This window comes from Longimicrobiaceae bacterium (assembly GCA_035696245.1).
Classification (GTDB): domain Bacteria; phylum Gemmatimonadota; class Gemmatimonadetes; order Longimicrobiales; family Longimicrobiaceae; genus DASRQW01.
The window spans coordinates 1-25,243 of the sequence record DASRQW010000231.1 but is presented as its reverse complement, the minus strand read 5'-3'; the positions used below and the strand labels follow the sequence as shown (position 1 = coordinate 25,243).

General features: G+C 71.1%; 24 protein-coding genes. 13 read left to right on the top strand and 11 right to left on the bottom strand.

Going from position 1 to position 25,243, the window contains the following annotated elements; genetic code table 11:
* Together VFE05_11015 and VFE05_11010 are read right to left on the bottom strand one after the other, a co-directional pair.
* Positions 1-480 (bottom strand): MBL fold metallo-hydrolase (locus tag VFE05_11015; GenBank protein ID HET6230589.1); only part of this gene is annotated, 480 nt, incomplete at its 3' end.
* A gap of 4 nt (positions 481-484) precedes the next feature.
* Complete coding sequence (locus VFE05_11010) at positions 485-1,174, bottom strand: HD domain-containing protein (protein HET6230588.1); 690 nt, start codon at positions 1,172-1,174, stop codon at positions 485-487.
* 296 nt (positions 1,175-1,470) lie between these two features.
* On the opposite strand from VFE05_11010, the gene VFE05_11005 reads away from it, so the two are divergent.
* The 3 genes from VFE05_11005 (at position 1,471) to VFE05_10995 (ending at position 3,622) form a co-directional block, all read left to right on the top strand.
* Positions 1,471-2,130 carry a hypothetical protein gene (locus tag VFE05_11005; GenBank protein ID HET6230587.1) on the top strand — a complete coding sequence of 220 codons (660 nt, stop codon included), beginning with the start codon at positions 1,471-1,473 and terminating at the stop codon, positions 2,128-2,130.
* Positions 2,131-2,168: 38 nt separating this feature from the next.
* Positions 2,169-2,408 carry a hypothetical protein gene (locus VFE05_11000; GenBank protein HET6230586.1) on the top strand — a complete coding sequence of 80 codons (240 nt, stop codon included), beginning with the start codon at positions 2,169-2,171 and terminating at the stop codon, positions 2,406-2,408.
* A 149-nt stretch (positions 2,409-2,557) separates the two neighbouring features.
* The gene (locus VFE05_10995) at positions 2,558-3,622 is read left to right on the top strand and encodes a DUF1835 domain-containing protein (GenBank protein HET6230585.1); all 1,065 of its coding nucleotides are present in this window, start codon (positions 2,558-2,560) and stop codon (positions 3,620-3,622) included.
* 36 nt (positions 3,623-3,658) lie between these two features.
* On the opposite strand, the gene VFE05_10990 is transcribed toward VFE05_10995, so the two are convergent.
* Entirely contained in the window at positions 3,659-4,165 is a 507-nt protein-coding gene (locus tag VFE05_10990; protein ID HET6230584.1) for a hypothetical protein, read from the bottom strand.
* 308 nt (positions 4,166-4,473) lie between these two features.
* On the opposite strand from VFE05_10990, the gene VFE05_10985 reads away from it, so the two are divergent.
* The 3 genes from VFE05_10985 (at position 4,474) to VFE05_10975 (ending at position 7,832) form a co-directional block, all read left to right on the top strand.
* A complete protein-coding gene (locus tag VFE05_10985; GenBank protein ID HET6230583.1) occupies positions 4,474-5,745 on the top strand; it encodes a DUF445 domain-containing protein in 1,272 nt (423 codons plus the stop codon).
* Between the two features lie 601 nt (positions 5,746-6,346).
* Complete coding sequence (locus tag VFE05_10980) at positions 6,347-7,204, top strand: hypothetical protein (GenBank protein HET6230582.1); 858 nt, start codon at positions 6,347-6,349, stop codon at positions 7,202-7,204.
* A gap of 73 nt (positions 7,205-7,277) precedes the next feature.
* Positions 7,278-7,832: a zf-TFIIB domain-containing protein gene (locus tag VFE05_10975; GenBank protein ID HET6230581.1), complete on the top strand. Its 555-nt coding sequence runs from the start codon at positions 7,278-7,280 to the stop codon at positions 7,830-7,832.
* Positions 7,833-8,056: 224 nt separating this feature from the next.
* Here VFE05_10975 and VFE05_10970 read toward each other — a convergent pair whose 3' ends face one another.
* The 4 genes from VFE05_10970 to VFE05_10955 are packed head-to-tail and all read right to left on the bottom strand — an operon-like array spanning position 8,057 to position 14,553.
* A complete protein-coding gene (locus VFE05_10970; protein ID HET6230580.1) occupies positions 8,057-11,233 on the bottom strand; it encodes an efflux RND transporter permease subunit in 3,177 nt (1,058 codons plus the stop codon).
* A gap of 6 nt (positions 11,234-11,239) precedes the next feature.
* Entirely contained in the window at positions 11,240-12,391 is a 1,152-nt protein-coding gene (locus VFE05_10965; protein HET6230579.1) for an efflux RND transporter periplasmic adaptor subunit, read from the bottom strand.
* Positions 12,388-13,893 carry a TolC family protein gene (locus tag VFE05_10960; GenBank protein HET6230578.1) on the bottom strand — a complete coding sequence of 502 codons (1,506 nt, stop codon included), beginning with the start codon at positions 13,891-13,893 and terminating at the stop codon, positions 12,388-12,390. Before VFE05_10960 ends, VFE05_10965 begins: the two co-directional genes overlap by 4 nt.
* Complete coding sequence (locus tag VFE05_10955; GenBank protein ID HET6230577.1) at positions 13,894-14,553, bottom strand: TetR/AcrR family transcriptional regulator; 660 nt, start codon at positions 14,551-14,553, stop codon at positions 13,894-13,896.
* Between the two features lie 1,125 nt (positions 14,554-15,678).
* Here VFE05_10955 and VFE05_10950 point away from each other — a divergent pair.
* The 3 genes from VFE05_10950 (at position 15,679) to VFE05_10940 (ending at position 18,186) form a co-directional block, all read left to right on the top strand.
* Entirely contained in the window at positions 15,679-16,341 is a 663-nt protein-coding gene (locus tag VFE05_10950) for a hypothetical protein (protein HET6230576.1), read from the top strand.
* A gap of 238 nt (positions 16,342-16,579) precedes the next feature.
* Positions 16,580-17,455 (top strand): histone deacetylase, encoded by an 876-nt coding sequence (locus tag VFE05_10945; GenBank protein HET6230575.1) that lies wholly within the window; start codon positions 16,580-16,582, stop codon positions 17,453-17,455.
* 284 nt (positions 17,456-17,739) lie between these two features.
* Complete coding sequence (locus tag VFE05_10940; GenBank protein HET6230574.1) at positions 17,740-18,186, top strand: hypothetical protein; 447 nt, start codon at positions 17,740-17,742, stop codon at positions 18,184-18,186.
* A gap of 209 nt (positions 18,187-18,395) precedes the next feature.
* Here the strand turns inward: VFE05_10940 and VFE05_10935 are convergent, their stop codons facing one another.
* The 4 genes from VFE05_10935 to VFE05_10920 all read right to left on the bottom strand — a co-directional run bounded on the left by VFE05_10935 (position 18,396) and on the right by VFE05_10920 (position 21,259).
* On the bottom strand, positions 18,396-18,980 hold the full coding sequence (locus VFE05_10935; protein HET6230573.1) for a DUF1802 family protein: 585 nt from the start codon (positions 18,978-18,980) through the stop codon (positions 18,396-18,398).
* Positions 18,973-20,088 carry a glycine cleavage T C-terminal barrel domain-containing protein gene (locus tag VFE05_10930; GenBank protein HET6230572.1) on the bottom strand — a complete coding sequence of 372 codons (1,116 nt, stop codon included), beginning with the start codon at positions 20,086-20,088 and terminating at the stop codon, positions 18,973-18,975. Before VFE05_10930 ends, VFE05_10935 begins: the two co-directional genes overlap by 8 nt.
* Positions 20,089-20,303: 215 nt before the next feature.
* The gene (locus VFE05_10925; GenBank protein ID HET6230571.1) at positions 20,304-20,867 is read right to left on the bottom strand and encodes a mismatch-specific DNA-glycosylase; all 564 of its coding nucleotides are present in this window, start codon (positions 20,865-20,867) and stop codon (positions 20,304-20,306) included.
* 113 nt (positions 20,868-20,980) lie between these two features.
* The gene (locus VFE05_10920) at positions 20,981-21,259 is read right to left on the bottom strand and encodes a hypothetical protein (GenBank protein HET6230570.1); all 279 of its coding nucleotides are present in this window, start codon (positions 21,257-21,259) and stop codon (positions 20,981-20,983) included.
* Positions 21,260-21,443: 184 nt separating this feature from the next.
* On the opposite strand from VFE05_10920, the gene VFE05_10915 reads away from it, so the two are divergent.
* From VFE05_10915 to VFE05_10900, 4 genes are all read left to right on the top strand, one after another.
* Positions 21,444-22,085 (top strand): hypothetical protein, encoded by a 642-nt coding sequence (locus VFE05_10915; GenBank protein ID HET6230569.1) that lies wholly within the window; start codon positions 21,444-21,446, stop codon positions 22,083-22,085.
* A gap of 119 nt (positions 22,086-22,204) precedes the next feature.
* Complete coding sequence (locus VFE05_10910) at positions 22,205-23,374, top strand: polysaccharide deacetylase family protein (protein ID HET6230568.1); 1,170 nt, start codon at positions 22,205-22,207, stop codon at positions 23,372-23,374.
* Positions 23,375-23,733: 359 nt separating this feature from the next.
* Entirely contained in the window at positions 23,734-24,102 is a 369-nt protein-coding gene (locus tag VFE05_10905) for a VOC family protein (protein ID HET6230567.1), read from the top strand.
* 386 nt (positions 24,103-24,488) lie between these two features.
* Positions 24,489-25,243, top strand: a 755-nt coding sequence (locus tag VFE05_10900; protein HET6230566.1) for a carboxypeptidase-like regulatory domain-containing protein, incomplete at its 3' end; no start/stop codon positions are given.

The following is a 25,243-nucleotide window of genomic DNA, read 5'->3' as shown; positions in this document are numbered from 1 at the left end:
GACGCCGCCGGTGCGGACGCCGATCTGCGCGATGCTGTGGCCGGCCAGGTCCACGATCTCCATCTCCCGGCCGTCGATCGCCACCGTCTCGCCCGGGTGGACGACGTGGTCCACGGGCGAGGGCTCGGCCTGGAGGAAGCGGTTGCGCAGCGCCGCCACCGGCTCCGCGCCGCCGAAGAGGTAGATGGGCTCGTAGCCCGGGTTGCGTATGACGGCTTCCTCCACCGCCGGCGCGTACACCGGCACGCCCAGCTTGCGCACGAGCTGGGCGTTTCCGCCGTGGTGATCCGCGTGCGCGTGGGTGTTGAGGATCGCCACGATGGGCCGCCCCATCTCCTCGGCCGCGCGGGCGATGCGGTTCGCGGCGCCCCGGTCCAGCCCGGTGTCTACCACCAGCAGGCCGTTCTCCGTCTCCACCAGCCCCGAGTTGACGGCGGCGCGCAGGTAGTGCACCCCCTCGCCGAGCTCGATTCTCTCCATCCGCCTAATCCTCCTCGCCGGGCACGTCGGCCCCGTCCCACTCCTGGTGGAAGCGCTCCAGGAACGCTTCCATGAACCGGTGGCGCCCCGCGGCGATGCGGCGCGCCGAGGCGGTGTTCATGCGGTCGCGCAGCAGGAGCAGCTTCTCGTGGAAGTGGCTGGTCGTGGGCCCGCCGCCGGCCTTGTACCTCTCGAAGCTGTCGTGCATCTCCGGCGTCGCGGCGGGATCGTGCATGGGGCGTCCGCGGCTGCCGCCGTAGGCGAACGCGCGCGCGATGCCGGTCGCCCCGATGGCGTCCAGCCGGTCGGCGTCCTGCACCACGCGGCCCTCCGGCGTTGGCATGGGCGTGGGCACGCCGGCGCCCTTGAAGCTGAGCCCGGCGATGATGGCGCGGACGTGCTCCACCGTCTCCGCGCCGGCGCCCTGCGACTCCAGCCACTCGCCGGCGACGCGTGGGCCCGCCGTCTCGTCGCCGCCGTGGAACTTGTGGTCGGCCACGTCGTGCAGCAGCGCGGCCAGGTCCACGACATACGGGTCCGCGCCTTCCTCGCGGGCCAGGCGCAACGCCATCGTCCGCACGCGGTGTACGTGCCACCAGTCGTGCCCGCTGCCCTCGCCCTCCATGCGGCCCCGCACGAACTCCGCCGTGGCGGACACGATCCGCGCCCGCTCCGCCTCGCGTCCATCCTCCATCCGCGCCTCCGATCTCCCGGTCCGCACCGCCGTCCGTCACCCATCCACGGACAAGGTCTCCGGCCGCAGGGAAGGCCGCAAGCGCGGTGGGCGGGAGAGGCGCATCTCCCGTGACCCGTGCGGGGCCTTGAGCCGGGTGGGCGCGGCGGATAGAATGCGGCTCCCGCGTCCGCATCTCCCGTCCCCCGCGCCGCCAGCCCATGCCCCGCCGTCTCTGCTCCGCGCTCGTCTTGGCCGCCCTTGCCGCGCTCTCCTCCTGCAAGCCGCCCGCGGAGAACGAGGCGCCGCGATACTCCGTGCTCCCTCCGTCGGCGCTGCGGACGGACCGGATCGCGGCGGGCGACGATTCGTTCACGATCGTGCTGGTGAAGGACGGGCGGGCGCAGACGGTGGCGGCGCTGAACGTCCGCACCCGCTTCGCCACGCTGGCGGGCGAGCCCGTGATCGTGCGCACCGAGCTGACCACCATGCCGAACGAGGTGGAGGAGACCGACTCGTTCGTGTTGGCGCGCGCGGACCTGGCCCCGCGCGTCGTGCACGGCTGGGGCGGGAGCGTGCAGCCCGACCTGCGGTTCGCGGGCGGGTGCGTCACCGGCGGCGTGGACACCGAGGGCAAGCACACCGACGTGAGCGAGACGGTGGGCGGCGCGCTGTACACCAACGAGATGGACCTCGTGCTGCGTGCGCTGCCGCTGGCGCCGGGGTACGCGGCCAGTGTGCGGCTGTTCGGCCCGGTACGCGGCTTGGAGTGGGCGAACCTGCGTGTGGTCGCGGCCGAGGAGGTGCAGGAGGCCGGCGCGCGCATCCCAGTGTGGCGTGTGGAGACGCAGGAGGGCAGCCGGACGGGCACCTTCTGGGTGGACCGGCGCACGGGCGCGATGGTGCGGTGGTCGGACAATGGCGAAGGTGTCGAGATGCGCATCGTCCGAGTGCCGCGCCCGGCCGCGGCGCGCTGAGTTTACGACGTGCAGACACACGACAACTGGAGGGATGGATGAGCGACGGCCCATTCCACATCTTCACGCGGCCCGGAAACGGGTTCGACGACGTGAACGCCGTGCTGGGCGAGATGAAGAAGCGCGGCCTGACGCCCGAGGCCGCTGGGTTCAACAAGTACCTAATCGTCACGCAGGCGGACCAGACGGTGGTCTTCCTCACCGGCCGCGACGTGCCGTTCGCCGCCGCGCTTCGCCGCCGCCCCGGCTGGCTGGAACCCGGCGACAAGCCGCTGTAGCTCGGCTGGAGAACCCTCAGCCGACTTCTTCTCATCATCGGATGCGGAAGACGTCGGTGGATCGCACTCGGCGGTGTGACCGTCGATGTCCGGCGGGTCGGGCAAACACGTGAGATGCGGGGAGCGGATGACCAGCCTCGCGGCCAATCGTGGAAGGTTCGGCCCGTGCGGGAGATGCGGGGCGGGGGACGCACTTCGGCTTCGACGGGGGGACGATGCTGCACATGACGAACGGCGAGTGCGCGGCGGAGGGCATCCGCGCGCTGGGGCTGCCCGGCAAGGTCCTGGCGTGGAACGACGTGCTGCACGACGGCCCCGTGCCCGCCGGTATTTCGGGCGGCGAGCTGGCCGCCGTGCGCGCCTCGTACATCGCCGGCCGTGGCTGGGCGGACCGAGCCTCCGTGCTGGACAGCTTCACGCGCCGCGATGCAACCCTCGCCTCATCGCATGCCGAAGACGAGGTGGTGCTCTGGTTCGAGCACGACCTGTACGACCAGCTCCAGCTCATCCAGGTGCTCGACCGCCTGGCCGACTGGCCGAGCGACGGCGCACGCCTGAGTCTCGTGCAGGCGGACGACTATCTCGGCCCCGCGCCGGGCGAGGTGCTGGCGGCGCTCTTCCGCGGCCGGCGGGCCGCCTCCGCGGAGCAGCTTCGGCTGGCGCGCGAGGTGTGGGAGGCGTTCCGTGCGCCCGCCCCGAACGCGTTGCAGGCGCTTGCGGACGCGGACACCTCCGCGCTACGGCACCTGGGCGCGGCGCTGCGGCGGCACCTCCAGCAGTTCCCATCCGTACGCGGCGGCCTCTCGCGGTCCGAGCGGCAGGCGCTGGAGGCGGTCGCGCCGGGTGGCGTAGCCGTGCGCGCTGCGTTCGTGCGCTCCCAGGCGCGCGAGGAGGCGCAGTTCCTCGGGGACGCGAGCTTCTTCGGCTATCTGGAAGGGTTGAGCGCCGCGCCGCATCCGCTCGTCACGTTCGTTGGCGGCGAGACGGTGACGGCGCCGCGTTCCGACGAGCCGCACGTGGACTTTCTCGCCCGCTCGCTCGTGTTGACGGATGTGGGCCGGGCAGTGCTGGACGGCCGCGAGGACAACGTGCGCCTCAACGGCATCGATCGCTGGCTGGGCGGTGTGCACCTCGATGGCGGCGAGGCACGCTGGCGCTGGGATGAAGATGCAGGTTGCATCGTCGTAGCGGACACCACCGGCGTGTTGCTGTGAAGTCGACTCATTGATCGGGGCGAGAGCGTCGCTCGATCACCTATCACTGAGCGGCCTCCTCGGGCTCGCGGCGATCTCGACCCGAAGCTCGCGCACTGTGGGCGGCGGCACGCGAAACCACTGCGAGCTTCCGATGCCGACGGCGCGGAGCTTTGCGGGCCCGGGCTGCAACCGCGCCAGCACCTCCGGCGCGAGGACGACCTCTAGCGAGAGGTGCTGGGGACGCGGATCCCCCGGCGGATCTGCGTTGTGGGGCACCAGGCGCGAAGCCAGCAGCTCGCGGTGCGCGCCCTGCACCAGCGCCACTTCAAGGTGCGCGAACGCCCTGCCGGACGTGACGATCCGCGCGCGGACGGCCGAGCCGGGCTTCAGCTCTCGGCCGGTCGCGCTCAGCTCCACGCTGCGGACCTGGAAGATCGCGCGCCAGCCGGAGGTGACGGCCACGGCGCACCAGACGGCCAAGCCCAGCCCGGCCGCGCTCCTCACCATCTGGCTGCGCCCCGGGAGCGGTGCGGTGAGGCGGCCGAGGTATCGTTCGGGCATCCCGACCTCCCGAATGGGTGAAGGTCCGACGCGGTCCGAGATAACGCCCGGCGCGGCCACGATCTGTCCCGCCCCGGCGAATCGGCCGGCGAGAGCTTGGAACCCGGCCCGCGCTCTGGACCGGCCCGCCGCCGCGGACGCTCGACCGCTACGAGAAAGCCGCGGTTCACGGGCAGACGGACGGCGCGAGCGAATCTTTCGGATCGATCGAAAAGTAGTGGCCCGCGGCGCGGTGGCACGCATCCTCCACCGCAGGCCGCAGCATGGCGCTCCACGAGACGGAGTGCGGGCCCAACCACGAGGCGTAGATGCAGACCAGCCCGGTGGCGCTTCAGCCGCTCGCGGACGAGGACCTGAAGCGGCAGCAGCTAGATACCATGAAGTTCCGCGCGGCGGCCCTGCTGGGCGTCGCGGCGGTGATCTACGTCGTGGCGCGTGTGCTGGAGCACCGCTACCCGTGGCTGGGCTACGTGCGCGCCACCGCCGAGGCGGCCATGGTGGGCGGCCTGGCGGACTGGTTCGCCGTCACGGCGCTCTTCCGCTACCCAGCGGGCATCAAGATCCCCCACACCGCCATCATCCCCAACCGCAAGGAGCGGATCGGGCGCAGCCTGGGGAACTTCGTGCAGAACAACTTCCTGTCGCGCCCCGTCATCACCCAGAAGCTGCGCTCGGTGGACGTGGGGCGGAAGGCTGCGGACTGGCTGGCGGATCCGGCGCACGCGCCCACGGTGGCCAAGCACGCCACCGCCGCCGTCACCGGCGTGGTGCAGGTGCTGCGCGACGAGGAGGTGCAGGAGCTGATCGAGCAGAGCATCGTCTCGCGCGTCCGCAGCACGCAGGTGGCGCCGCTCATGGGCAACGTGCTGGGGCTGGTCACGTCCGGGAACCGCCACCAGGAGCTGTTCGACAGCGCGCTCAAGCTGGTCGCGCGGCTGCTCGACGAGAACGGCGACGCGCTGCGGGAGAAGATCGGCCAGGAGACGCCGTGGTGGATCCCCACGCCGGTGGACGACAAGATCTACGAGAAGATCGTGCGGGGCGTGGAGCACACGCTGGTGGAGGTGCGCGAGGACCCGGCGCACCCGCTGCGCGAGCGCTTCAACGAGGCGGTGGAGGAGTTCGTCACCAAGCTGAAGAGCTCGCCCGCCATGATCGCCAAGGGCGAGCACGTGAAGGAGGAGCTGCTGCGGCACCCGGCCGTGCGCGCCTACTCGTCGTCGTTGTGGGCGGACATGAAGGCGTGGCTCATGCGGCACAGCAGCGACCCGGACAGCGAGTTCCGCCGCCGCATAGAGCACGGCGTGACGAGCTTCGGCGTGTCGCTCCAGACCGACGAGGAGCTGATCGCCAAGATTGACGGCTGGGTCGAGTCCGCCGTGCTGTACGTGGTGGAGGAGTACCGCCACGAGATCGCGGACCTGATCGCCACCACGGTCGCCGCCTGGGACCCGGAAGACACCACGCGCAAGATCGAGCTCCAGATCGGCAAGGACCTGCAGTTCATCCGCATCAACGGCACGCTGGTGGGCGGGCTGGCCGGGCTGCTGATCTACATCGTGTCGCGGTGGATTCCGTAGGGCCAGGTGTTCCACTCGAAGCGCATCTGTCCTCCATCGAAAACTACGATCATGGCTGGGGCATCTGAATCCAGAGCTGTCGCACAGGGTCGTGGAAAGTGGTCGCGCCCTGATATTCCGCACGAAGGCTGGACGTGCGTACGGATTGAGGATCGGCTCACCCCTACGGATATCTGTGGGATGTGTGAATCGCAGCCGATTCGTTATGTGCATCATATGGCCCATCCCCACTATCCAGCGGAGTTGGCTGTTGGATGTGTCTGTGCCGGACACATGGAAAACGACCTTGAGCAAGCCCGGGCTCGTGATAATGCAATGGTGAGACGTGCAAAGAAACGAACTCTTTGGTTGGACCGGCGTTGGAAGATCTCAGACAGAGGTAGTGAATGGATTGAGGCGGACGGATACCGGGTGGTGGTATTTAGGACGCTAAGCACGTGGGCTGCCATCATCAGCGAAATAGACGGTGGTTACCGGCGCGAAAGCAAACTGCCATATTCCACGTCGGATGACGTGAAACTAGCTTCGTTTGATGTGATAACTCACCGTTTGTCACGAAAAGGTTGAGCAGCCGGAGCCGCGGGGTTACCACCCGAATGCAATGACCAACTACATCTGCACGGCTTGCGGGACGCAGTTCGCGGAGACGGATGGGAAGCCGGAGGCATGCCCGATCTGCGAGGACGAGCGGCAGTACGTGCCGGGCGGCGTGCAGCAGTGGACCACGCTGGACGAGCTTCGCGCGAAGCACCGCAACAGCTTCCGCTTGGAGGAAGATGGGCTGATGGCGATCGGGACCGTGCCGGACTTCGCCATCGGGCAGCGGGCGTTCCTGGTGCGCGGCGAGGGCGCGACGGTGCTGTGGGACTGCATCGCGCTGGTGGACGACGCGACGGTGGAGATCGTGCGCGGGCTGGGGACTCCGTCGGCGATCGCCATCTCGCATCCGCACTACTACACGACCTGCGTGCAGTGGAGCCGGGCGCTGGGCGGCATCGCCGTGTACCTACACGCAGCGGACCGGCGGCACGTGATGCGGCCGGACCCGGCGATCCACTTCTGGGAAGGCGACGCGATGGAGCTGGCGCCGGGGCTCACGCTCGTACGTTTGGGCGGCCACTTCGCGGGCGGCACGGTGCTGCACTGGGCGGGCGGCTCCGGCGGGCGCGGCACGCTGCTCTCCGGCGACGTGCTCCAGGTGAACCCGGACGGGCGCACCGTCGGCTTCATGCGCTCCTACCCGAACCACATCCCCCTCGCGGCCGCGGAGGTGCAGCGCATCGCCGAATCTGTGAGCGCGTACCAATTCGAGACCGTACACGGCGCGTTCTGGGGCCGCTCCATCCGCTCCGCCGGCCGCGACGGCGTCCTCCGCTCCGCCGAGCGCTACCTCGCCTGGGTCAACGCGCCGGCCGGCGAGCCGGAGTCGGCGGACGGCTCGCCGGCGTCCGCAACCTGAACCAGCATCGACCCGTGCGCGGTTAGGCTGCCGAGGCCCGCCGCACATCTACCGAAACGGAGAGGAGCAGCCGATGAACTGTCCCGTGTGCGCGTCGCATCCCGAGCTGGTGGAGGAGATGATCGAGCCCATGCTGACCGCGCGCCGCTGCCCGGACTGTGGCGGCGAGTGGATCCGCGCGGCGGACTATTGGCGATGGCGCGCCGAGCACGGAGCCGCCGCCGCGCCCACGGAGGAGGGCGAGGAGACGCCTGGCACCGTGGAGGTGCACGACGCGCCGGGCATGAAGGTGTGCCCGGACTGCCGCCACTTCATGGCCACGTACCGCGTGGGGCACGGCGTGCCGTTCCGGATCGACCACTGCCGCAACTGCGACGGCGTCTGGCTGGACCGCGACGAGTGGGCGGCCCTGCGCGCCCGCGGCCTCAACGACGACCTGCACCTCATCTTCTTCGACGACTGGCAGCGCGACGTGCGCGACGAGGAGCGCCGCGCCCTCGCAGAAGCCCAGTTCGAACGGCAGGTCGGCGCCGAGAACCTCGCCCGCATCCGCGAGGTGAAGGCGTGGCTCGACGCCAACCCTCACCGCAGCGAGCTCTACGCCTACCTCCAGTACGACCGCCGCTGATCCGCCTTCGCGGAGAAGATGCTCTGCCCACCCCACCTGCGTCACACTTTGGTCTCCCCTCCCCCAGGCAGTTTTGGGGGAGGGGCCGCGGGAGGGGGCCTCTCCCCGCCACGAAACCGCCTCCGACGAGCTTTGGAATCGTCGATCGCAGCAACGAAAAGGGCCGCGAGCATCACGCTCACGGCCCTCTTCGCATCTACCGAATTCCTTCGATCAGCCCGCCTTCACGGCGCCGCCGTCACCGGCGGCCGCGCGGGGGCGATCTCCCGGGGCGGCTTGTTGGGCTCGTTGGGGACCGAGCGCGCCAGGCGCCGCCGCGAGAGCCAGTCCTGGAGCGAGTCGAAGTACGTGTACACCACCGGGGTGATGTACAGCGTGATGACCTGCGAGATCGCCAGGCCGCCCACCACCGCCACGCCCAGCGGCCGCCGCGACGCCGCCCCCGCGCCGATGCCCAGCGCGATGGGCAGCGTGCCCATCACCGCCGCCGCGGTGGTCATCATGATGGGGCGGAAACGGACGATGCAGGCCTCGAAGATGGCGTCGGCCGGGCGCATGCCGCGGTCGCGCTCGGCCGCCACGGCGAAGTCGATCATCATGATCGCGTTCTTCTTCACCAGGCCGATCAGCAGCACCAGGCCCACGAAGCCGTACACGCTCAGCTCCAGCCGGAACACCAGCAGCGCCAGCAGCGCCCCGAACGCGGCAGACGGCAGGCCGGAGAGGATGGTGAGCGGGTGGATGAAGCTCTCGTACAGGATGCCCAGCACCACGTAGATCACGAAGATGGCGAGGCCCAGCAGCAGGAGCAGGCCCTGTTGCGAGTCCTGGAACGCCTGCGCCGTGCCCGAGAACTGCGTGACGATGGTCCCCGGCAGCGTCTTGTCCGCCAGGCTCTGCACCGCCTCGGTGCCCTGACTGAGCGAGACGCCGGGGCGGAGGTTGAACGAGATGGTGACCGACGGCACCTGGCCCGAGTGCGTGACCGAGAGCGGCCCCACGCTGTTGGTCACCTTGGTCACAGACGAGAGCGGCACCAGCGCGTTGCTGGACTTGGAGCGCACGTACAGCAGGTTCAGCGCGTCCGGGTTGCTCTGGAACTGCGGCAGCAGCTCCATGATCACGAAGTACTGGTTGGTGGGCGTGAAGATGGTGGACACCTGCCGCGAGCCGTACGCGTCGTACAGCGCGCTCTCCACCGCCTGCGCCGTCACCCCCAGCGCCGCCGCCCGGTCGCGGTCGATCTCCACCTGCACCTGCGGGTTGCTGACCTGCAGGTCGCTGGTCACGTCCTGGAGGTTCGCGTCGCCGCGCATCTCGCGCTCCAGCAGGTTGCCGTAGCGGTACAGCGACGCCAGGTCCGAGCTCTGGAGCGTGAACTGGTAGAGGCTCTTGCTCTGCCGCCCGCCGATGTTGATGGCCGGCGGGTTCTGGAGGAAGACGCGCAGGCCGGGGATGCCCGACAGCTTGCGGTTCAGCTCCTTGATCACGTCGTCGGCCGGCAGGCGCTTGCCGCGCTCCTTGAGGCGGATCACGAAGCGCCCCTGGTTGCTGCCCGACGAGCCGCCGCCCTGGCCCACCGACGAGATGAAGGTCTCGATGTTGGGGTCCTTGGCCACGATGGCCGCGGCCTCGCGCTGGTGCTGCACCATCGCCTCGAACGAGGTGCCCTGCGCCGCCTCGGTCGAGCCGGTGATCTGCCCCGTGTCGTCGGCGTCGATGAAGCCCTTTGGGACGATGCGGAAGAGCACCACGGTGCCCACCAGCAGGAGCAGCGAGGCGACGATGGTCACGCGCCGCCGCCGCATGGCGGCCTTGAGCGTGCGCTCGTAGGCGGCGAGCGTGGCGTCGTACCCGCGCTCGAACCACGCCAGCGGGCCGCGGCCCTTGGGTGCCTCGCCCGGCGCGTGGTGCTGCGGGGCCGACTCGGCCTTGAGGAAGCGGCTGCACAGCATGGGCGTGAGCGTGAGCGACACCACGCCCGACACCAGGATGGAGACGGCGATGGTCACCGCGAACTCGCGGAAGAGCATGCCGATCACCCCGCCCATGAAGAGCAGGGGGATGAACACCGCGGTGAGCGAGATGGTCATGGAGAGGATGGTGAAGCCCACCTCCTTGGCCCCGTCGAGCGACGCCTGGAGCGGAGGCTTCCCCATCTCCAGGTGCCGTACGATGTTCTCCAGCATCACGATGGCGTCGTCGACCACGAAGCCCACGGCCAGCGTGATCGCCATCAGCGACAGGTTGTCCAGGCTGTAGCCCAGCGCCCACATGGCGGCGAAGGTGCCCGCCATCGACATGGGCAGCGCCAGGCTGGGGATCACCGTGGCGGAGAGCGAGCGCAGGAAGAGGAAGATCACCATGATCACCAGCGCCAGCGTGAGCAGCAGCGTGAACTTCACGTCGCGCACCGACTCGCCGATGCTCTGCGAGCGGTCGTACACGATCTTCAGCTCCACGCCGGCCGGCAGCTGGTCTTCCAGTTGCGGCAGCATCTTCTTCACCGCGTTCGCCACCTCCACCGTGTTGGTGCCGGGCTGGCGCTGGATGGCGAGCGTGACCGAGCGCTGGTCGCGCAGCCAGGCCGCCACGCGGGTGTTCTCCACCCCGTCCAGCACGTTCGCCACGTCGCCCAGGCGCACCGCGGCCCCGTTGCGGTAGGCGATGGTCATCTGCCGGAACTGGTCGGCGTCGGTGAGCTGGCCGCTGGCCTGGAGCGTGTAGGCCTTGCTGCGGCCCCACAGCACGCCGGTGGGCTGGTTCACGTTGCTGCTGGAGATGGCCTGCGACACCTCGTCGGTCCCGATGCCGCGGCTGGCCAGCGCCGCCGGGTCCAGCTGGATGCGCACCGCGTACTTCTGCGCGCCGAACACGCTCACCTGCGCCACGCCGGGCACGGTGGAGATGCGCTGCCCCATCATGGTCTCGCCGTACTCGTCCAGCTCGCTGAGCGGGATCGTCTTCGACGTGAGCGACACGTAGAGGATGGGCGAGCTGGCCGGGTTCGACTTGCGGAAGCTGGGCGGGATGATGCCCTGCGGCAGGCTGCGCAGCGTGGCCGAGATGGCGGCCTGCACGTCCTGCGCGGCCGCGTCGATGTCGCGGTCCAGCGCGAACTGGAGCGTGATGCTCGTGCTGCCCAGCGAGCTGCTCGAAGACATGTCGGTTATGCCCGCGATGGTCGAGAACTGCTTCTCGAGCGGCGTGGCGACCGAGCTGGCCATGGTCTGCGGGCTGGCGCCCGGCAGGTTCGCGCTCACCGTGATGGTGGGGAAGTCCACGTTGGGCAGGTCGCTCACCGGCAGCTTCCGGTACGCGGCGATGCCGAAGATCAGCAGCGCCACGGTGGCCAGCGTGGTCATCACCGGCCGCCGGATGAAGAGCTCCGTGAAGTTCATGCTCGTCTACGCTCCCGCTGGGGTCCCGCCGGGCCGGCCGGCGCCACCGCCGGGGCCCTTGATCACCACCTGCGCCCCGGGCGTGAGGCGCGACTGCCCGTCGGTCACCACGCGCATGCCCGGCGCCAGCCCGCTCGCCACCACCGCCACCTCGCCCGCGGTGCGGCTCACGGTGATGGGCGTCATCTTCGCCTTGTTCTGCTCGTCGATCACGAACACGTAGCTGCCGTCCTGCCCGGTCTGCACCGCCGCGGCGGGCACCGTGAGCGCGTTGTCCTGCCGGAAGAGGTCCATCGTCACCGTCAGGAACTGTCCCGGCCACAGCACGCGCGACGTGTTGGGGAAGCGCGCCTTGAGGGCGATGCTGCCCGTGGTCGTGTCCACCGCGTTGTCCAGGAAGTCGAGCCTGCCCATCTGCGCGACGTGCGCCCCGGTGCTGTCGGCCGCGGTGGGCATGGCAGTCACGGTGAGGCCCGCGCCGGGGCGTACCGCGCGCTGGAGGTCGGCCAGCGTGCGGCCGGGCACCGTGAAGCGCACCAGCACCGGCTCGATCTGGTTGATCTCCACCAGCGGCGTGGGGTTGGGCGCGCGCACCACGTTGCCGGGCTTCACCAGCAGCCCGCCCGTGCGGCCGCTGATGGGGGCACGGATGGTGGCGTAGTTCAGGTTGAGCTGCGCCGCCTGCACCGCCGCCGCGTCGCCCGCGAGCACGGCCTGCTGGGCCGCCGCCGCGCTGCGCAGCTGGTCGGCCTGGCTCTGCGTCACGTATCCCTTTGCGACGAGGGAGCCGTAGCGCTCGGCCTCGCGCGCGGCGTTGGCGGCCAGCACGCGGTCGCGGGTGAGGTCCGCCTGCGCCTTCGCCAGCTCCGCCTGGAAGGGGCGAGGGTCGAGGCGGAAGAGGACCTGGCCCTCGCGCACCTCGTCGCCCTCGTGGAACAGCACCTCCACGATGGGGCCGCTCACCTGCGGCTGCACGGCCACGCTCTGCAGCGGCTCCACCGTCCCGTTGGCCGTGATGGTGTACGGCACCGACTGCACCGTGGCCGGCGCTACCGTCACCGGCACCTTCTCCTTGGGCCGCTGCGGGGGCTTGGAGCACCCCGCCGCCAGGGCGAGCACCAGCGTGGCGGACACGAGCGGCAGGCGGGAGAGCTTCATCGAATCACCTCGGGAACGGTCGGGTTGCCGGTGTTGAGGGGGAGGCCGGTGGCGCCGGCCGTGTCCAGCGTGCCCACGTCGTGGGCCAGCTGCGCCAGGGCGGTCTGCCACTGCCAGCGTGCCTGCGCCGCCTGGGCGCGGGCGTCGGCCAGGGCCTGCTGCGCGGTGAGGAGGTCCAGGAAGCTGCCCACCCCCTCCGCGTACCGGCCGCGCGCCACCTGCTCGGAGAGCACCGCGCTGGCGAGCAGCTCCTGCGAGACTCGGACGCGCCCGCCGGCCACCTGGAGCCCCGCGTACGACGTGAAGACCTGGTTCGCAACGTTCACCCGCGCCACGTCCACCCGCGCCTGCGCCGCGTCCAGCTCCGCGCGGGCGGCGCGCACGTCGTACTGGCGCGAGCGGCCGGAGAAGACGGGCACCTGCACGCCCAGCGACACCCCGTAGGTGTTGCCGCTGGAGTTGGGCTGGTCCGAGAAGGTGTGCCCCGCGTTGCTGCTCACCGTGAGCGACGGCAGCAGCGCCGAGCGCGCCACGCGCACCTGCGCCTCGGCCCCGGCGGCCTGCGCGCGGGCCGCGGCCAGGTCCGGCCGCTCGCGGACGGCGCGCGCCATCAGGCTGTCCACACCGGCACCTACGATGGCGACGGCAGACGTGGCGCCCGTGGCCTCCACCTGGAACGGCACGTCGGCGCTGGTGCCCATGGCGGCGGCAAGGTTGCCGCGCGCCGTCTGCACCTGGCCCTGTGCGGTGAGCAGGTCGAGTTGCGAGCGGGCCAGCGCGGTGCTGGCCTGGAGCGTGTCGGCCACCGTCGCCAGCCCGGCGCGGAAGCGCGCCACCGTCGCGTCGCGCGCCTCGGCCGCCATGCCCACGTTGGCGCGCTCGGCTTCCGCGAGGTCGCGGGCGGCGTTGTACGAGAAGAAGGCGCTCTCCGCCTGGAGCACCACCGACTGCGTGGTCACGTCGCCCTGGAGCGACGCGGCGGCGGCGGCCTGACGGGCAGCATCGATGGTGCCGCTGCGCCCGCCGAAGTCGAAGAGCAGGTACGAGAGCGTGAGGCCGGGCGTGAACGTCGTCCGGTCGCCGCTGCCGCCGGCGCGCGCACCCGTGCCACCGGTGCCCGTCGTGTCGGTCCCGGTGCCCGTCCCAGTGCCGGACGTGGTGCCCGTGCCGCCGGACACGCCGTGCGTTCGGGAGATGGGGGCGCTGGCGTTGATGGTGGGGAAGAGGCGGCCCCGCGCGGAGCCGTACTCCGCCGCCGCGGCGCGCGCCGTCGCGAACGCCACCCGCGTCTGCGGGTTGTTCTGGAGCGCCAGCGCCACCACGTCGGCCAGGCTGAGGGGACTGCGCTGCTCAGCCGCGGCGGTGGCCTGCGGGGTCGAGCCCGCGCCGGGGCTCGTCTGCGCCAGCACGGGACGCGCGATCGCGAGGCCCAGCAGGGCGGCCAGCAGCGCGCAGGCGATGCACGCCAGGCGCGGGGAAGAGCGTTGGGTCCGTACCATCATCTACGCGGTCCTTGCACGTTGCGGCGCGGCGGGAAGCCCCCGCTGCGCGTCGTCCATGTCCAGCCAGCCGTCCTCGGCCTCCAGGCGCGGCCGCAGCCCCCCGAAGGCGATCCCGATCAGCACCGATCCCAGCTCCTCCGGCGACACCGTGCCGTCCGCCAGCAGGTCCTCGTAGTCGCCGCGGAACAGGCGCGACAGCATGCGCACCACCACCGGCGTGGGAAAGCGCGGGTCCACGTCGCCCTCGGCCTTCGCCTCGTCCACCAGGCGGGCCAGCTCGGCCTGCACGCGCGTGCGCTGCGCACGGTACTGCGCGTTCGCCTCCGCCATCTCGCGCGGGATCGCCACGCGGGCGGACCACAGGCCGGCGCGGCGGGCCACGCTCTCCTGGAGCGTGCGGGCCAGGTGGCGCAGAGCGGGCGTGCCGGGCTCTCTCGCGGCCAGCGCGGCCTCGCTCTGCGCCATGAGCCGCATGCTCACGCTCACGATCAGCTCGTCCTTGCCTGCGAAGTGCTGGTAGAGCGTGGGCTTGGAAACACCCGCGCGGCCCGCCACGTCGTCCATGCCGACGTCGGCGGTGCCGCGCTGGGCGATGATCTCGTACGCAGCGTCCAGGATCGCGTCCTCGCGAAGCTGCCACTGCCGTTCTTTCAGGGTCATCCTAAAACTCGCGAGTAAAGAACTCTACCGGCGAGTCAAGTACCGCACGTCCTCGCCGTTGTTCCGTCCTCGCGCCGCCTCCGCGAACCGCCGTCATCGATCATGCAGGCGGATGCTGATCTATGCTCTCCATCCACCGAAAACTGCTGCGGGCCGGCATCGGCAGATGCGCATCATCCCCTGTGATTTCGCGAGACGTAGGGTGTTCGCGCGTCCTCGGCGTAGCTCCGATCCCGCAACGGCTTCGGGGAGATGCACGGGCGACGACGCGAACCGGCGTACCCCCGGCGGCGTTCGGGGAGAGAGACAGGCGGGGGATGCGATACGCTTGAGGCGAGCATCGCCGACTGTGCTCCGCCGGCCTTGGGAAGTCCCACCTCGGCAGCGTCGCTCTTCGCGAAGGGACGTTCGTGTCCCAGGTGCTTGGGCGCTTGAAGCCGCGGCAACCACAGCGCAAAGTCTCCCGAAGAGGACTGACCCGGTGCCTGCCTTCCGTGCACGCCGGCGGACCCCGGGGGCGCAGGAAATCCCAACCCTTTCCGCTTGCGGAGGCAGAGAGCATTTCCGGAACGCCTCGGGAGACAAGGAGTGTCGGCCGACGTAAACAAAGGTCTCCGAGAGAGTTCGGAGAGTGGCCGGTTCCCACAACGAACGAGGGACCGAAGCCGGGGAGGCTTCGGTCCCATTCGGGGGGTGGGCAGCGTCGAAGGGGTCGGGCGGGTGTTTTGCTGCGGGCGGCGGTGCGGGTCTGTGCTGCGGAACTAGAGGATGTCGCGGAGTTCCTGCGTCGCTGTCCCCCCAGCGAAGTAGTCATGGCCCGCATGCGCGAGCCCGACTCGGGTACGCGGTAAGGCAAGGCGGGGGCCAGGGGCAGGCCCAAACGCAAAGGATTGTGGCGTAACGCTTTGTCCTCGGGTTGACAGCCGCGGTGTTTGCGCTAATGGGGCCCGGTGGGGACAGCTTGGGACAGCCGTGTCCCACGAGGGGCTTCCCGGCATGCGCGCTGGCCCGAACTGTGTTGCTCGTGATACGGACGATGCACGACTCGTCGCAGGGTGGAGCGAGGGGCGGGCGGGGTGTTATCTTCCCGCGTCGGGATGACGGAAGTGCGGATCTTTCAGAGGCTTGGGAAGCGTGGAGAAGACGGGCAAGCGGTACGCGATCAAGGAGGTCTTCGCCACCCTGCAGGGCGAGGGTGCGCAGGCGGGGACGCCGTCGGTGTTCCTGCGCTTCGCGGGGTGCAACCTGGGCTACGACATTTGCCCCTGGTGCGACACCGACTGGGTGAAGGCCAGCGTCACGCCGGACCTGGAAGGCACACTGGACCTCGTGCGGCAGACGGCGATCGAGGGGTTCGGGGCGGAGGTGCCGGGGCTGCTGCTGGTAGCGACGGGCGGCGAGCCCAGCCTCCAGTTCGACCGTCCGCTGTCCGACGCGCTGCGGGCGCGCGGCTACCGCATCTCCATGGAGAGCAACGGCTCGCGGCCCGTGGACCGCTCGCTGGTGGACTGGCTCACCGTCTCCCCCAAGCAGGCAGAGTTCGCGCAGAAGGAGGGGGACGAGATGAAGCTGCTCTACAGCGGCGCCTTCGCCCCCGGTATCACGCCCACCGTGGATGCCGTGCGCCGCATCGCCGAGGGGACGCGGTTCGCGAACTACTTCCTCCAGCCGGTGGACCTGCCGGAGCGCGGCGGCCCCAACTACGACGAAGCCATCCGCGCCGTGATGGAGCTGGGGCCGCCGTGGCGCCTCTCCGTGCAGACGCACAAGGTCGCCGGCATCCCGTGACCGCGTCCGCATCCCCCGCTCGCCTCGCATCTTCCGTCTGCCGTGCATCAACGGTCTGCCGATCGGATTCTCCCCCGGCCGGAACGTCTCCAATCGCAGCGATGTCTTCGACGCCCAACCCTTTCCCGTTTGCGGGCGAGGGTGCGAGCCTGAGCGAGCGGGACGGGGCGTAGCCGCGGTGCGCGCCTTCTACACGGATAGGTTCGTCCTGCCGCTCCCGGATGGGCACCGCTTCCCGATGGACAAGTACGCGCGCGTCCGCGAGCGCTGCCTGGCGGAGGGCGTGCTGCGGCCGGAGGAGATGGACGAGCCCCCGGCGGCGGATTGGGATGAGCTGGGGCTGGTGCACGGAGCCGAGTACCTGGCGAACGTGCGCGGCGGGACGCTCCAGCCGCTGGAGCAGCGGCGCATCGGCTTTCCGTGGAGCCCTGAGATGGTGGAGCGCTCGCGCCGCTCGGTGGGCGCGACGATCGCCGCCTCGCGCGTGGCGCTGGACGAGCGAGACGGCGGCCGTTGGGGCGCGGCGGTGAACCTGGCGGGCGGCACGCATCACGCGTACGCGGACCACGGCGAGGGCTTCTGCGTGTTCAACGACGCGGCCGTGGCCGTGCGCGTGCTCCAGTGCGAGGGGCGCATCGGGCGGGCGGCGATCGTGGATTGCGACGTCCACCAGGGCAACGGCACGGCGGCGGTGTTCGCGGCCGACCCCTCCGTCTTCTCCTTCTCCATCCACGGCGCGCGCAACTACCCGTTCCGCAAGGAGCGCAGCACGCTGGACGTGGAGCTGCCCGACCGCGCCGGTGACGACGCCTTCCTGGCCGCGCTGGAGCTGCACGTGCCGCACGTGCTGGCGGATTTCCGCCCGGACCTCGTGGTCTACCTCGCGGGTGCGGACCCGTGGCGCGAGGACCGCTTCGGGCGCCTGGCGATGAGCAAGGAGGGGCTGGCGGAACGCGACCGGCTGGTGCTGGGCCTCTGCCGCGACGCGGGGATCCCTGTCGCGATCACCATGGCCGGCGGCTACGCCCGCGACACCGCCGACACCGTGGACATCCACGTCGCCACCATCCGCATCGCCGCGGAGATGCACGCGGGAGCGGCCGCCGCGGTGTAAGGCCCTGCGCGTTCGCTCCGTCTGGCTGACGCTCTTCATGGAGGCAGAGGGTTTTCTCGTGGGGGCGACGACTCGGGCCGAATCGCGGACCGTCCTGAACGCACGATCGGATGTGTCCTGATCGCGAGACGATTCGAGGATCGCCGGTGCTGGAGAATCGGTCCGCGCGACGCCCGTTTCCCCTGCGTCCGATTGGGGAATTCGCGCCTAAGTGCTTGCGGGGCATCGGCCTTGCGTTGGTGGACGGCGTCGGTTCGGTAGTCCCCTTGCACGGAGATGTGACGATGAAGCTCTCGATGACGAAGATCTCGGCCGCGTTCGCGCTGGCCATCGCGGTTTCCGCCTCGCCCGTGGCGGCGCAGAAGGGCCACGGCAACGGCGGCGGGCACGGCAACGGCCACGACAAGGACCATCCGCAGCAGACGGTGGTGCGCACCGCCCCCGCCCGCACGGTCACGCGGGCCCGCACCGAGACGCACTCGTCCCAGATGGTGCACCGCACCAGCACCAGGCGCGCCGCGACCACGACGCGCAACGCGCCTCCGGGCTGGTGCCAGGGCCGCGGCAACCCGCACAACACGGCGGCCAACTGCGGTTATCGCACGGACCGGGCGTACCGCGACAGCCACGGCGTCTGGCGCGACCGGTACGGCAACCGCCTCACGAACGGCAACGTGTACCGCGACCGCACGGGCACCGTCCGCGACTGGCTGGGCCGCCTGCTCCGCTGAACCCAGCACCTCGGGTTCGGTGGATGGAACAACGCTGAAGCCCCGGGTGATTCGCTCACCCGGGGCTTCGTCATACCGTCCGAAAAAAGGTCTCACGCGGAGGCGCGGAGGACGCGGAGAAGTGCACGCTCCGGCCGTTCTCCGCGCTCTCCGCGGCTCCGCGTGAGTCCGCAGTCGTTGTTGCCGTGGATCGATGCAGCCCGTCCGGCTCAGATGCGGACGACTCCCTCGGTGCCGAGACGGTCCAGGATCTGGGCGCGCGTGCGTGCGAACTCCGCGTCGAGCATGGCGGGCCGGGCGGTGGCGGTGGGCAGCTCGGCGTCCATCTGCACCCAGCTTATGCAGCCCTCGTAATCGAGCGTGTTGGGGACGACGTGCGGCTCGGGAAGCACGTGCGCGCGCAGCACCAGCGCATGCAGATACGGCTTGTTCCGATACGCGAAGCGCGAGCGGATGGTCTCCGGCGCCAGCGGGTGCAGGCCCTTCAGCCGCTCCAGCGCGTCCAGGCTCTCCACGCGGAAGGCCTCTTCCACAACCGCGTACACGCCCAGCCGCACCTCGTCGCGCGAGGGCGGCACGGGCAGCCCGGCCAGGCCGCGGAAGTCGTCCGCCAACTCGTCCGCGTTCTGGTGGAAACCCGTGGGGAAGAGCCAGAACTCGCGGTGCTCCACCTCGAAACCCCCGCGCTTCTCATGGATCCCGCCCTTGCGGATCAGCAGCGCCGTGCGCCCGTCGGCCAGGGCGCGCTCCACGGCCGCCCACTCCTTGAGCGCGGAACGGTTTGCGTCAAGCATCGCCGGTTTCCGCGGTGAACGGGAGATGCGCGACCGTCGCGGGCGGCCCGTCCGGCGCGCCGACGCGGACGGTGGCGCCGGGCTCCACCTCGCGGCGCACGTAGCCGAGCGCGACCGTCTGCCCCAGCAGCGGCGAGAACGCGACGCTGGTGATGCGGCCCACGTCCTTGCCCGTTTCCGGGTGATGCAGGGGCGAACGCGCCGCTGGAGCCGGTCCGTCGCCCAGCAGCAGGCCGCGGAGGTGGCGGTTCACGTGCCCGCGGTGCGCGATGCGGATGATGACTTCCTGCCCCGTGTAGCAGCCCTTGGTGAACGAGATGGCGCGGTTGAGCAGGCCGGTGGATTCGTACGCTTCGGTGGGGATCGTCTCGTCCGTGATGTCGCTGCCGTAGCGCGGGCGTCCTGCCTCGATGCGCAGCGTCTCCAGCGCGCCGAATCCCACGGGCCTTCCTCCTACGTCCGTCGAGGCATCTGCCATCGCCCTCCACACCGCCGGCAGCGCGGCGGACGCGAAGACTTCGTAGCCCTCCTCGCCGCCGACGGCGCGAGTGCCGGCCACCATCACCGGCTCGCCGTCGAACGTCGCCTCCACGAAGGCGTCTTCCCCGAGCTCGTCCATCTCCCGGCCTAGCGCGCGGCCCGTCACCTCGCGTGCGCGGGGTCCGTAGACGCCGACGACGCCCATCTCCTGCGACGCGTCCGCCCAGCGGGCGAACATGGGCGGGACGAACTTCTTGAGATGGTCGCGCGTGCCTTCCAGCGCCTCGCGCGGCAGGTCGATGAGGACCTCGACGCCCGTGGCGAGCTCGCGCCGGAAGATGCGCATCTCCGCGATGGTGCGGCCCTTGGGCGTGAGCATGGCCGCGTAGACGCCCTGGCCCGCCGGCGCGCCGGCGAGGTCGTTCGTCACCAGCCCCTGGACCATCTTCACCGGGTCGCGCCCCCACATGCGCACGAGCGCGCGGTCGCCGCGGAGCGCCACGCCGGCCACCTCGCGCACGGCGCGGTACTCCGCGCTGCCGTCACCGAAGTGGCGCGGCACCTCGGCGCCCGCCACGTCGGTGAACACCGCGCCCCGCGCCTCCAGCATCTCCCGAAGCTCCGTCACCACGATCCTCCCTTTCGCATCTTCAATTGCATACACCGCCGCGCATCCGCCGACGTTCCGTCGAACCGCATCGACCGGCGACGGGTCCATCGATCACCTCGGCATCGCCCTGGGGCTGAAGCCCGGGGCTACAACGGCGCGAAGCCCGCCTGCGCGGGCTGCTGCCGGGAGAGGGGGGCGGGGCGGAGGCTTTGAAGCTTCCGCCTCGCTTGCATCTACCGAACGTCGCTCGCGATTGCGGCCCAGGCGTCCGGGGGCGGCGGGCCGGCGAGGTGGTCGGCGAGCTGGCGGAGCTCGGTGAACCATGCGGCTTTCTCGGCGAAGGGCAGGCGGGCGAGGCCGCTGGGACTGGGGACCACGAAGTCCGCCACGCCGGGCACGATCCGCCCCGGCTGGAGGCCCCACGGCGCGGTCGCCACGCGTGCGGCGCGCAGATAGACGCCCTTCCCGTTGTACGGGACGACCGCCGGCCGAAGCTCCGCCAGCCGCTCGCGAAGGCGCGCGGCGCCTGCGCGGTACTCCGCCTCGGACACGTCCGCCGCCGCGCGCGTGGGGCGCGGGACCAGGTCCGTGATGCCGATGCCGAGGGTGGAGACGAGACGGTCTTCCGTGTACGCCAGGCGGCGCGGCGTGATGCCCGACGCACCGAGCAGCGCCCAGAACTGGTTGTTGCGGCCGGCGTAGTAGTGCCCCAGCCGCGCCGCCCGCACGCTCGGGTTGAAGCCGACGAAGAGAAGGCGCAGCCCCGGTGCCAGCAGCGAGGGGAGCAGGTTCTCCACCCACTCGCCCTCGACCCACCACAGCAGCCCGCCGCCCGGCCCGGTCCCGCCCGCCGCCGCGGGATCGGCGGGCGGGCCGGCCGGGAGATGCGGTCCGTCCGCGGCAGCCGCGCTCAGGCCCCGGCGCCCTGGCGGAAGAGATCGCGCAGGCGGTCCTCGGCGCCCTCCAGCTCCGTGACCAGGCGCCGCACCTCGGCGGTGGAGGCGGCGTTGGGCAGCTCGGCCTTCACCTCGCCGCCGTCGCCACGCGGGAGGAAGACGACGGTCACCTTCCACCCATCCACGCCCGTCGCCTTGCGCGCGACGAGGTCCACGCTGTACTCGGCGCCGTCCACGTCCAGCCTGTCCGCCAGCCGGTGCTCCTTCCACGAGGAACTCCGCGAGAGTGCCATCTTTCGTCCCTGCCCGTGTTCGGCGTAGGCCCGCGCGGGAGTTGTCCGCCGCGGGCGCGTTCGGCATCTTGTGCGCCCGTGCCGCGCGCGGCGGCACGCTTCGCGCGCGGACCCAACAGTACCACGCAGAGCACCCGGCGGCAATCGCGCCCGCCGCAACACCTTCGCCCACGGAGCAGCCCCCATGGCGGCCCCCACCACCATCTGGCACCAGCGCCTTCCCGCCGAGCTTCGCCGCCGCCTGGACCTGGCGGTCGCCGCCGCCCGCGAGGCCCGCACCGAGACCCACGCCGCGCAGGCCCTGGACCTGGTGGCGATCCTGGCGCCGCGCATGCCCTTCGACGAGGCCATCGAGCGCTACCTGGAGATCATGGCGCTCGACGGCGAGGAGGCCGGGCTGGTGCAGACGCGCGCGCTGCGCCTGCTCAGCGAGAGCGCGCCCACCGGCGACCTGGCGCGCGATCGGCCCCGCGGGCGCGGGTTCAACTGGCGCTACGTCACGCCCGTGGGGGCCGTGCGCTACATCCAGCGCGCCCGCCGCCGCAGCGCCGAGGAGGAGCTGTGGATGGAGCTGGCCGCCGCCCGCGCCGAAGAGGCGCTGATGCGCATGCACATGGAGCACGCGCTGGCCTTCGTGGACCTGCTGGAGGCCGATGCGGACCCCGCGCGCAGCGTGGAGCTGTACGTGGACCGCATGGGCGAGCCGGAGTCCCGCTCCCGCGTGCTCTACCAGCGCACCCTGGCGACCCTGGCCGAGACGCTGCTGCCGCGCCTGCTGGAAGAGGCCGCGGAGGAGGGGGAAGAGGGCGCGGCGGCAGAAGAGTGACGGCGCGGCGCATCGGCCTTGCGGTAGCACATTCCTTGCACCCGGCGGGCGCCGATGCGCGGGGCCGGCTTGGCCCCGCCCGTGCGCACGCCAAGTTCCCGAGAGCCATGCGGACCTTCATGCAACACAAGACCACGGCCGCCCTAGCGGCGGCCTTCGCGCTCGCGCTCGCCGCGTGCGGCGGCAAGGACAACGGCGGCGCGGCCGCCAACGGCCAGGTGGCGGCGAACGGCGGCGCGACCACTGGCGGCACGGCGGACAGCGGCGCCGCGCAGGCCGCCAACGCCGGCGCCTCGCAGACCGCGCCCACCGGGCCGGTGGGGCCCACGTCGAACCTGCCTCCCAACGAGTTGGGCACCATCATGGTGCTGGAGTACCACCGCCTGGGCGACAAGGAGGGCGAGTGGTACCGCTCGCGCGCCCACTTCCAGCACGACCTGGAGACGCTGTACCAGAAGGGCTACCGGCCCGTGACCATGCGCCAGGTGGCCGACGGCGACATCAACCTGCCCGCCGGCACCACGCCGGTGGTGTTCGTGTTCGACGACTCGTCGCTGGGCCAGTTCTACTACCTGCCCAACGGCCAGATCGACCCCAACACCATGGTGGGGATGTGGACGGCGTTCAAGCAGCGCAACCCGGCGTGGAGCGGCGGCGGCACCTTCTGCGTGCTGCCCGGCGCCGAGCACCCGTCCAACTTCTGGGGCGAGAAGAAGAGCAAGGAGGTGCCCAAGGCGCAGCGCGAGGCCGAGATCAAGCGCAAGGTGGACTACGTGCTGAGCCAGGGCCACGAGATCTGCAACCACACCATGTGGCATGCCAAGCTCAGCCAGTACCCGGACGCGTTCGTGCAGGACCAGATCGGCAGCGGCATCGACTCCATCTCGCACTACCTGCCGGCGGACTACAAGATCGTGACGTTCGCGCTGCCGCTGGGGCTGTGGCCCAAGAACCGGCAGCTCGCCTGGCACGGCACCTACCGCAACGGCAAGACGTACACGCAGCAGACGGTGCTGGAGGTGTCCGGCGGGCCCAACGAGTCGCCGTTCGACGCGCGCTACGACCCGCACTCGGTGAACCGCGTGATCGCGGCGCCCGGCGCGCTCGACGCGCAGCTCGCGGCCTACGACCGCAACCCAGGCTCGCGCTACGTGTCCGACGGCGATCCGCGCACGGTCACGTACCCGCAGAGCATGGAGTCGCACCTGGGCCGCAACCACCTGGGCGGTCGCACGCCCAAGGCGGTCGCCGGAGGAGCGGCCCCAGCCGCGGCGCCCGCGAAGACCTGATCGCTACCCGGCTCGCAGACCTCGCCCGTCCTTCCCACACGTGGGGAGGACGGGCGATCGTCGTTTGGGGAGAATGCTCGCTGCCCGCCAGCGAGTCGCCTTGCCCGACCGCGCCGGTATCGGGATGACGATGCGGGAGCAGCCGCGGAGCGGCTTCGCGCCGTTGTAGCCCGCGCGTTCACGCGCCCGGGCGAGGCGTTCCGGCGCGGAAAGCTTCCCATCGAGTGGTTGTTTGCCGGTGGTGGCGCGATGGTCGCGCCTCCACACGTTTGCTTGTCGGGAGAGCGGTGGGCGGCAATCTTCGGGTGCATCGAGCGACCTTGCGCGACCGCCATCCACCGCCTGCCAGGAGGCTTCTCATGCCGCGTCCCGTGCACTTCGAGATCAGCGCCGACGATCCCGAGCGCCTCGCATCGTTCTACTCCGGCGTGTTCGGGTGGTCCGTCCAGAAGTGGGAGGGGCCGCAGGACTACTGGCTGATCAAGACGGGGGAGACGGGAACGCCGGGCATCGACGGCGGGATGACGCGGCGGAACCCGGGCCCCGCCGGCACCGTCAACACCATCGACGTGCCCTCGGTAGACGAGTTCGTGGAGAAGGTCACGAGCGCCGGCGGCACGGTCGCACTTCCCAAGATGGCCGTGCCCGGCGTGGGCTGGCTGGCGTACTGCGTCGACCCCGAAGGCACGCTCTTCGGCATGATGCAGGCGGACCCGTCCGCCAAGTAGCTCGCGTCAAGGCGCATCTACCCGACCGCAATAGCGGGGGATGGCCGACATCGCATCACGAATCCCGACTCCGCGTTGGACGGTCCAACAGCACGTGCGGTAGATGCGTGGCGCGGTAGATGAACGGCGTCGGTCGGTCGATGGGGATGCGGTTTCGTCCTGGTCGCGGACGTAGTTCGGGTCGATGACAAGCCGCGCATCCAGCGGGGCACGTGCTGGTGCGGAGCGCGCCCGGCCGTTGAGGTGGATGCGATGCGCTCGAACGGCGTCGCATCCGAGAGGGCAGGGGCGGGTCAGAAGGCGTGCGGGCCGGGCGTTGTTCTTCGTGCGTCGGCGCCGGCAGTGCATCTACCTGGCTGCACATCTCCCGAAACTCCGGAGGCACCATGCTCGCTCGCCCGCTCCGCCTGCCCGCGCTGCTGCTGATGGTGGGGCTGCTGGCCGCGGCGCCGCTGAAGGCGCAGACCATCCGCGGCGCCCTGGCGGACCCCGACGGCAGGCCGGTGGCGGGCACCACGCTCCTGCTGCTCGACGCGCAGGGCACGGTGCTGGGCCGCGCAGTGTCGGACGCGGAGGGGCGCTTCTTCCTCCAGGCGCCCGGCGCGGGGTCGTACGTGCTGCGGGCGCAGCGCACCGGCTACGACCCGGTCGATTCGCCGCCCATCGCACTGGCCGCGGGCGAGACGCGGTCGCTGCACATCGAGTCCGACCCCGCGCCCTCGGCCTCGGCCGGCGACAGCGTCCAGCCGTTCCGGCTCGATCCCGTGCAGGCGCAGGCCGCGCGCAGCGGCTTCCAGGAGCGGGTGCGCGGCCACGGCTCGGGCACCATCCTCACGCGCGCGGACATCGAGCGCATCCGCCCCGGCCGCACGCTCGACATCTTCCGGCACGTGCCGGGCATGGAGGTGGCGCAGGGCACGGTGCGGCTGAGCGGGCGCCCGGAGCTCACCAACCGCGGCATGTCGCTGGGCCGCCGCCCCGCCGCGGCCGACACCACCCGCGGCCTGCCCGGCGCGGGCGGCTCCAGCAGCCCGTCGCCCAGCAATCCCGAGAACCCCGGCCAGGCGACGTCGTGGGACTACGGCGACGGGCACAGCAACGGCTGCGCGCCGGCCGTGTGGGTAGACGGGCTGCGCTGGGA

Coding starts and splice junctions, on each gene's coding strand:
- VFE05_10990 (HET6230584.1), bottom strand. CDS start 4,165: ATGCCCGAACGATACCTCGGCCGCCTCACCGCACCGCTCCCGGGGCGC.
- VFE05_10960 (HET6230578.1), bottom strand. CDS start 13,893: ATGATGGTACGGACCCAACGCTCTTCCCCGCGCCTGGCGTGCATCGCC.
- VFE05_10965 (HET6230579.1), bottom strand. CDS start 12,391: ATGAAGCTCTCCCGCCTGCCGCTCGTGTCCGCCACGCTGGTGCTCGCC.
- VFE05_11000 (HET6230586.1), top strand. CDS start 2,169: ATGAGCGACGGCCCATTCCACATCTTCACGCGGCCCGGAAACGGGTTC.
- VFE05_10945 (HET6230575.1), top strand. CDS start 16,580: ATGGACAAGTACGCGCGCGTCCGCGAGCGCTGCCTGGCGGAGGGCGTG.
- VFE05_10980 (HET6230582.1), top strand. CDS start 6,347: ATGACCAACTACATCTGCACGGCTTGCGGGACGCAGTTCGCGGAGACG.
- VFE05_10970 (HET6230580.1), bottom strand. CDS start 11,233: ATGAACTTCACGGAGCTCTTCATCCGGCGGCCGGTGATGACCACGCTG.
- VFE05_10940 (HET6230574.1), top strand. CDS start 17,740: ATGAAGCTCTCGATGACGAAGATCTCGGCCGCGTTCGCGCTGGCCATC.
- VFE05_11010 (HET6230588.1), bottom strand. CDS start 1,174: ATGGAGGATGGACGCGAGGCGGAGCGGGCGCGGATCGTGTCCGCCACG.
- VFE05_10915 (HET6230569.1), top strand. CDS start 21,444: ATGGCGGCCCCCACCACCATCTGGCACCAGCGCCTTCCCGCCGAGCTT.
- VFE05_10910 (HET6230568.1), top strand. CDS start 22,205: ATGCAACACAAGACCACGGCCGCCCTAGCGGCGGCCTTCGCGCTCGCG.
- VFE05_10955 (HET6230577.1), bottom strand. CDS start 14,553: ATGACCCTGAAAGAACGGCAGTGGCAGCTTCGCGAGGACGCGATCCTG.
- VFE05_10935 (HET6230573.1), bottom strand. CDS start 18,980: ATGCTTGACGCAAACCGTTCCGCGCTCAAGGAGTGGGCGGCCGTGGAG.
- VFE05_10920 (HET6230570.1), bottom strand. CDS start 21,259: ATGGCACTCTCGCGGAGTTCCTCGTGGAAGGAGCACCGGCTGGCGGAC.
- VFE05_10975 (HET6230581.1), top strand. CDS start 7,278: ATGAACTGTCCCGTGTGCGCGTCGCATCCCGAGCTGGTGGAGGAGATG.
- VFE05_10905 (HET6230567.1), top strand. CDS start 23,734: ATGCCGCGTCCCGTGCACTTCGAGATCAGCGCCGACGATCCCGAGCGC.
- VFE05_10985 (HET6230583.1), top strand. CDS start 4,474: ATGCAGACCAGCCCGGTGGCGCTTCAGCCGCTCGCGGACGAGGACCTG.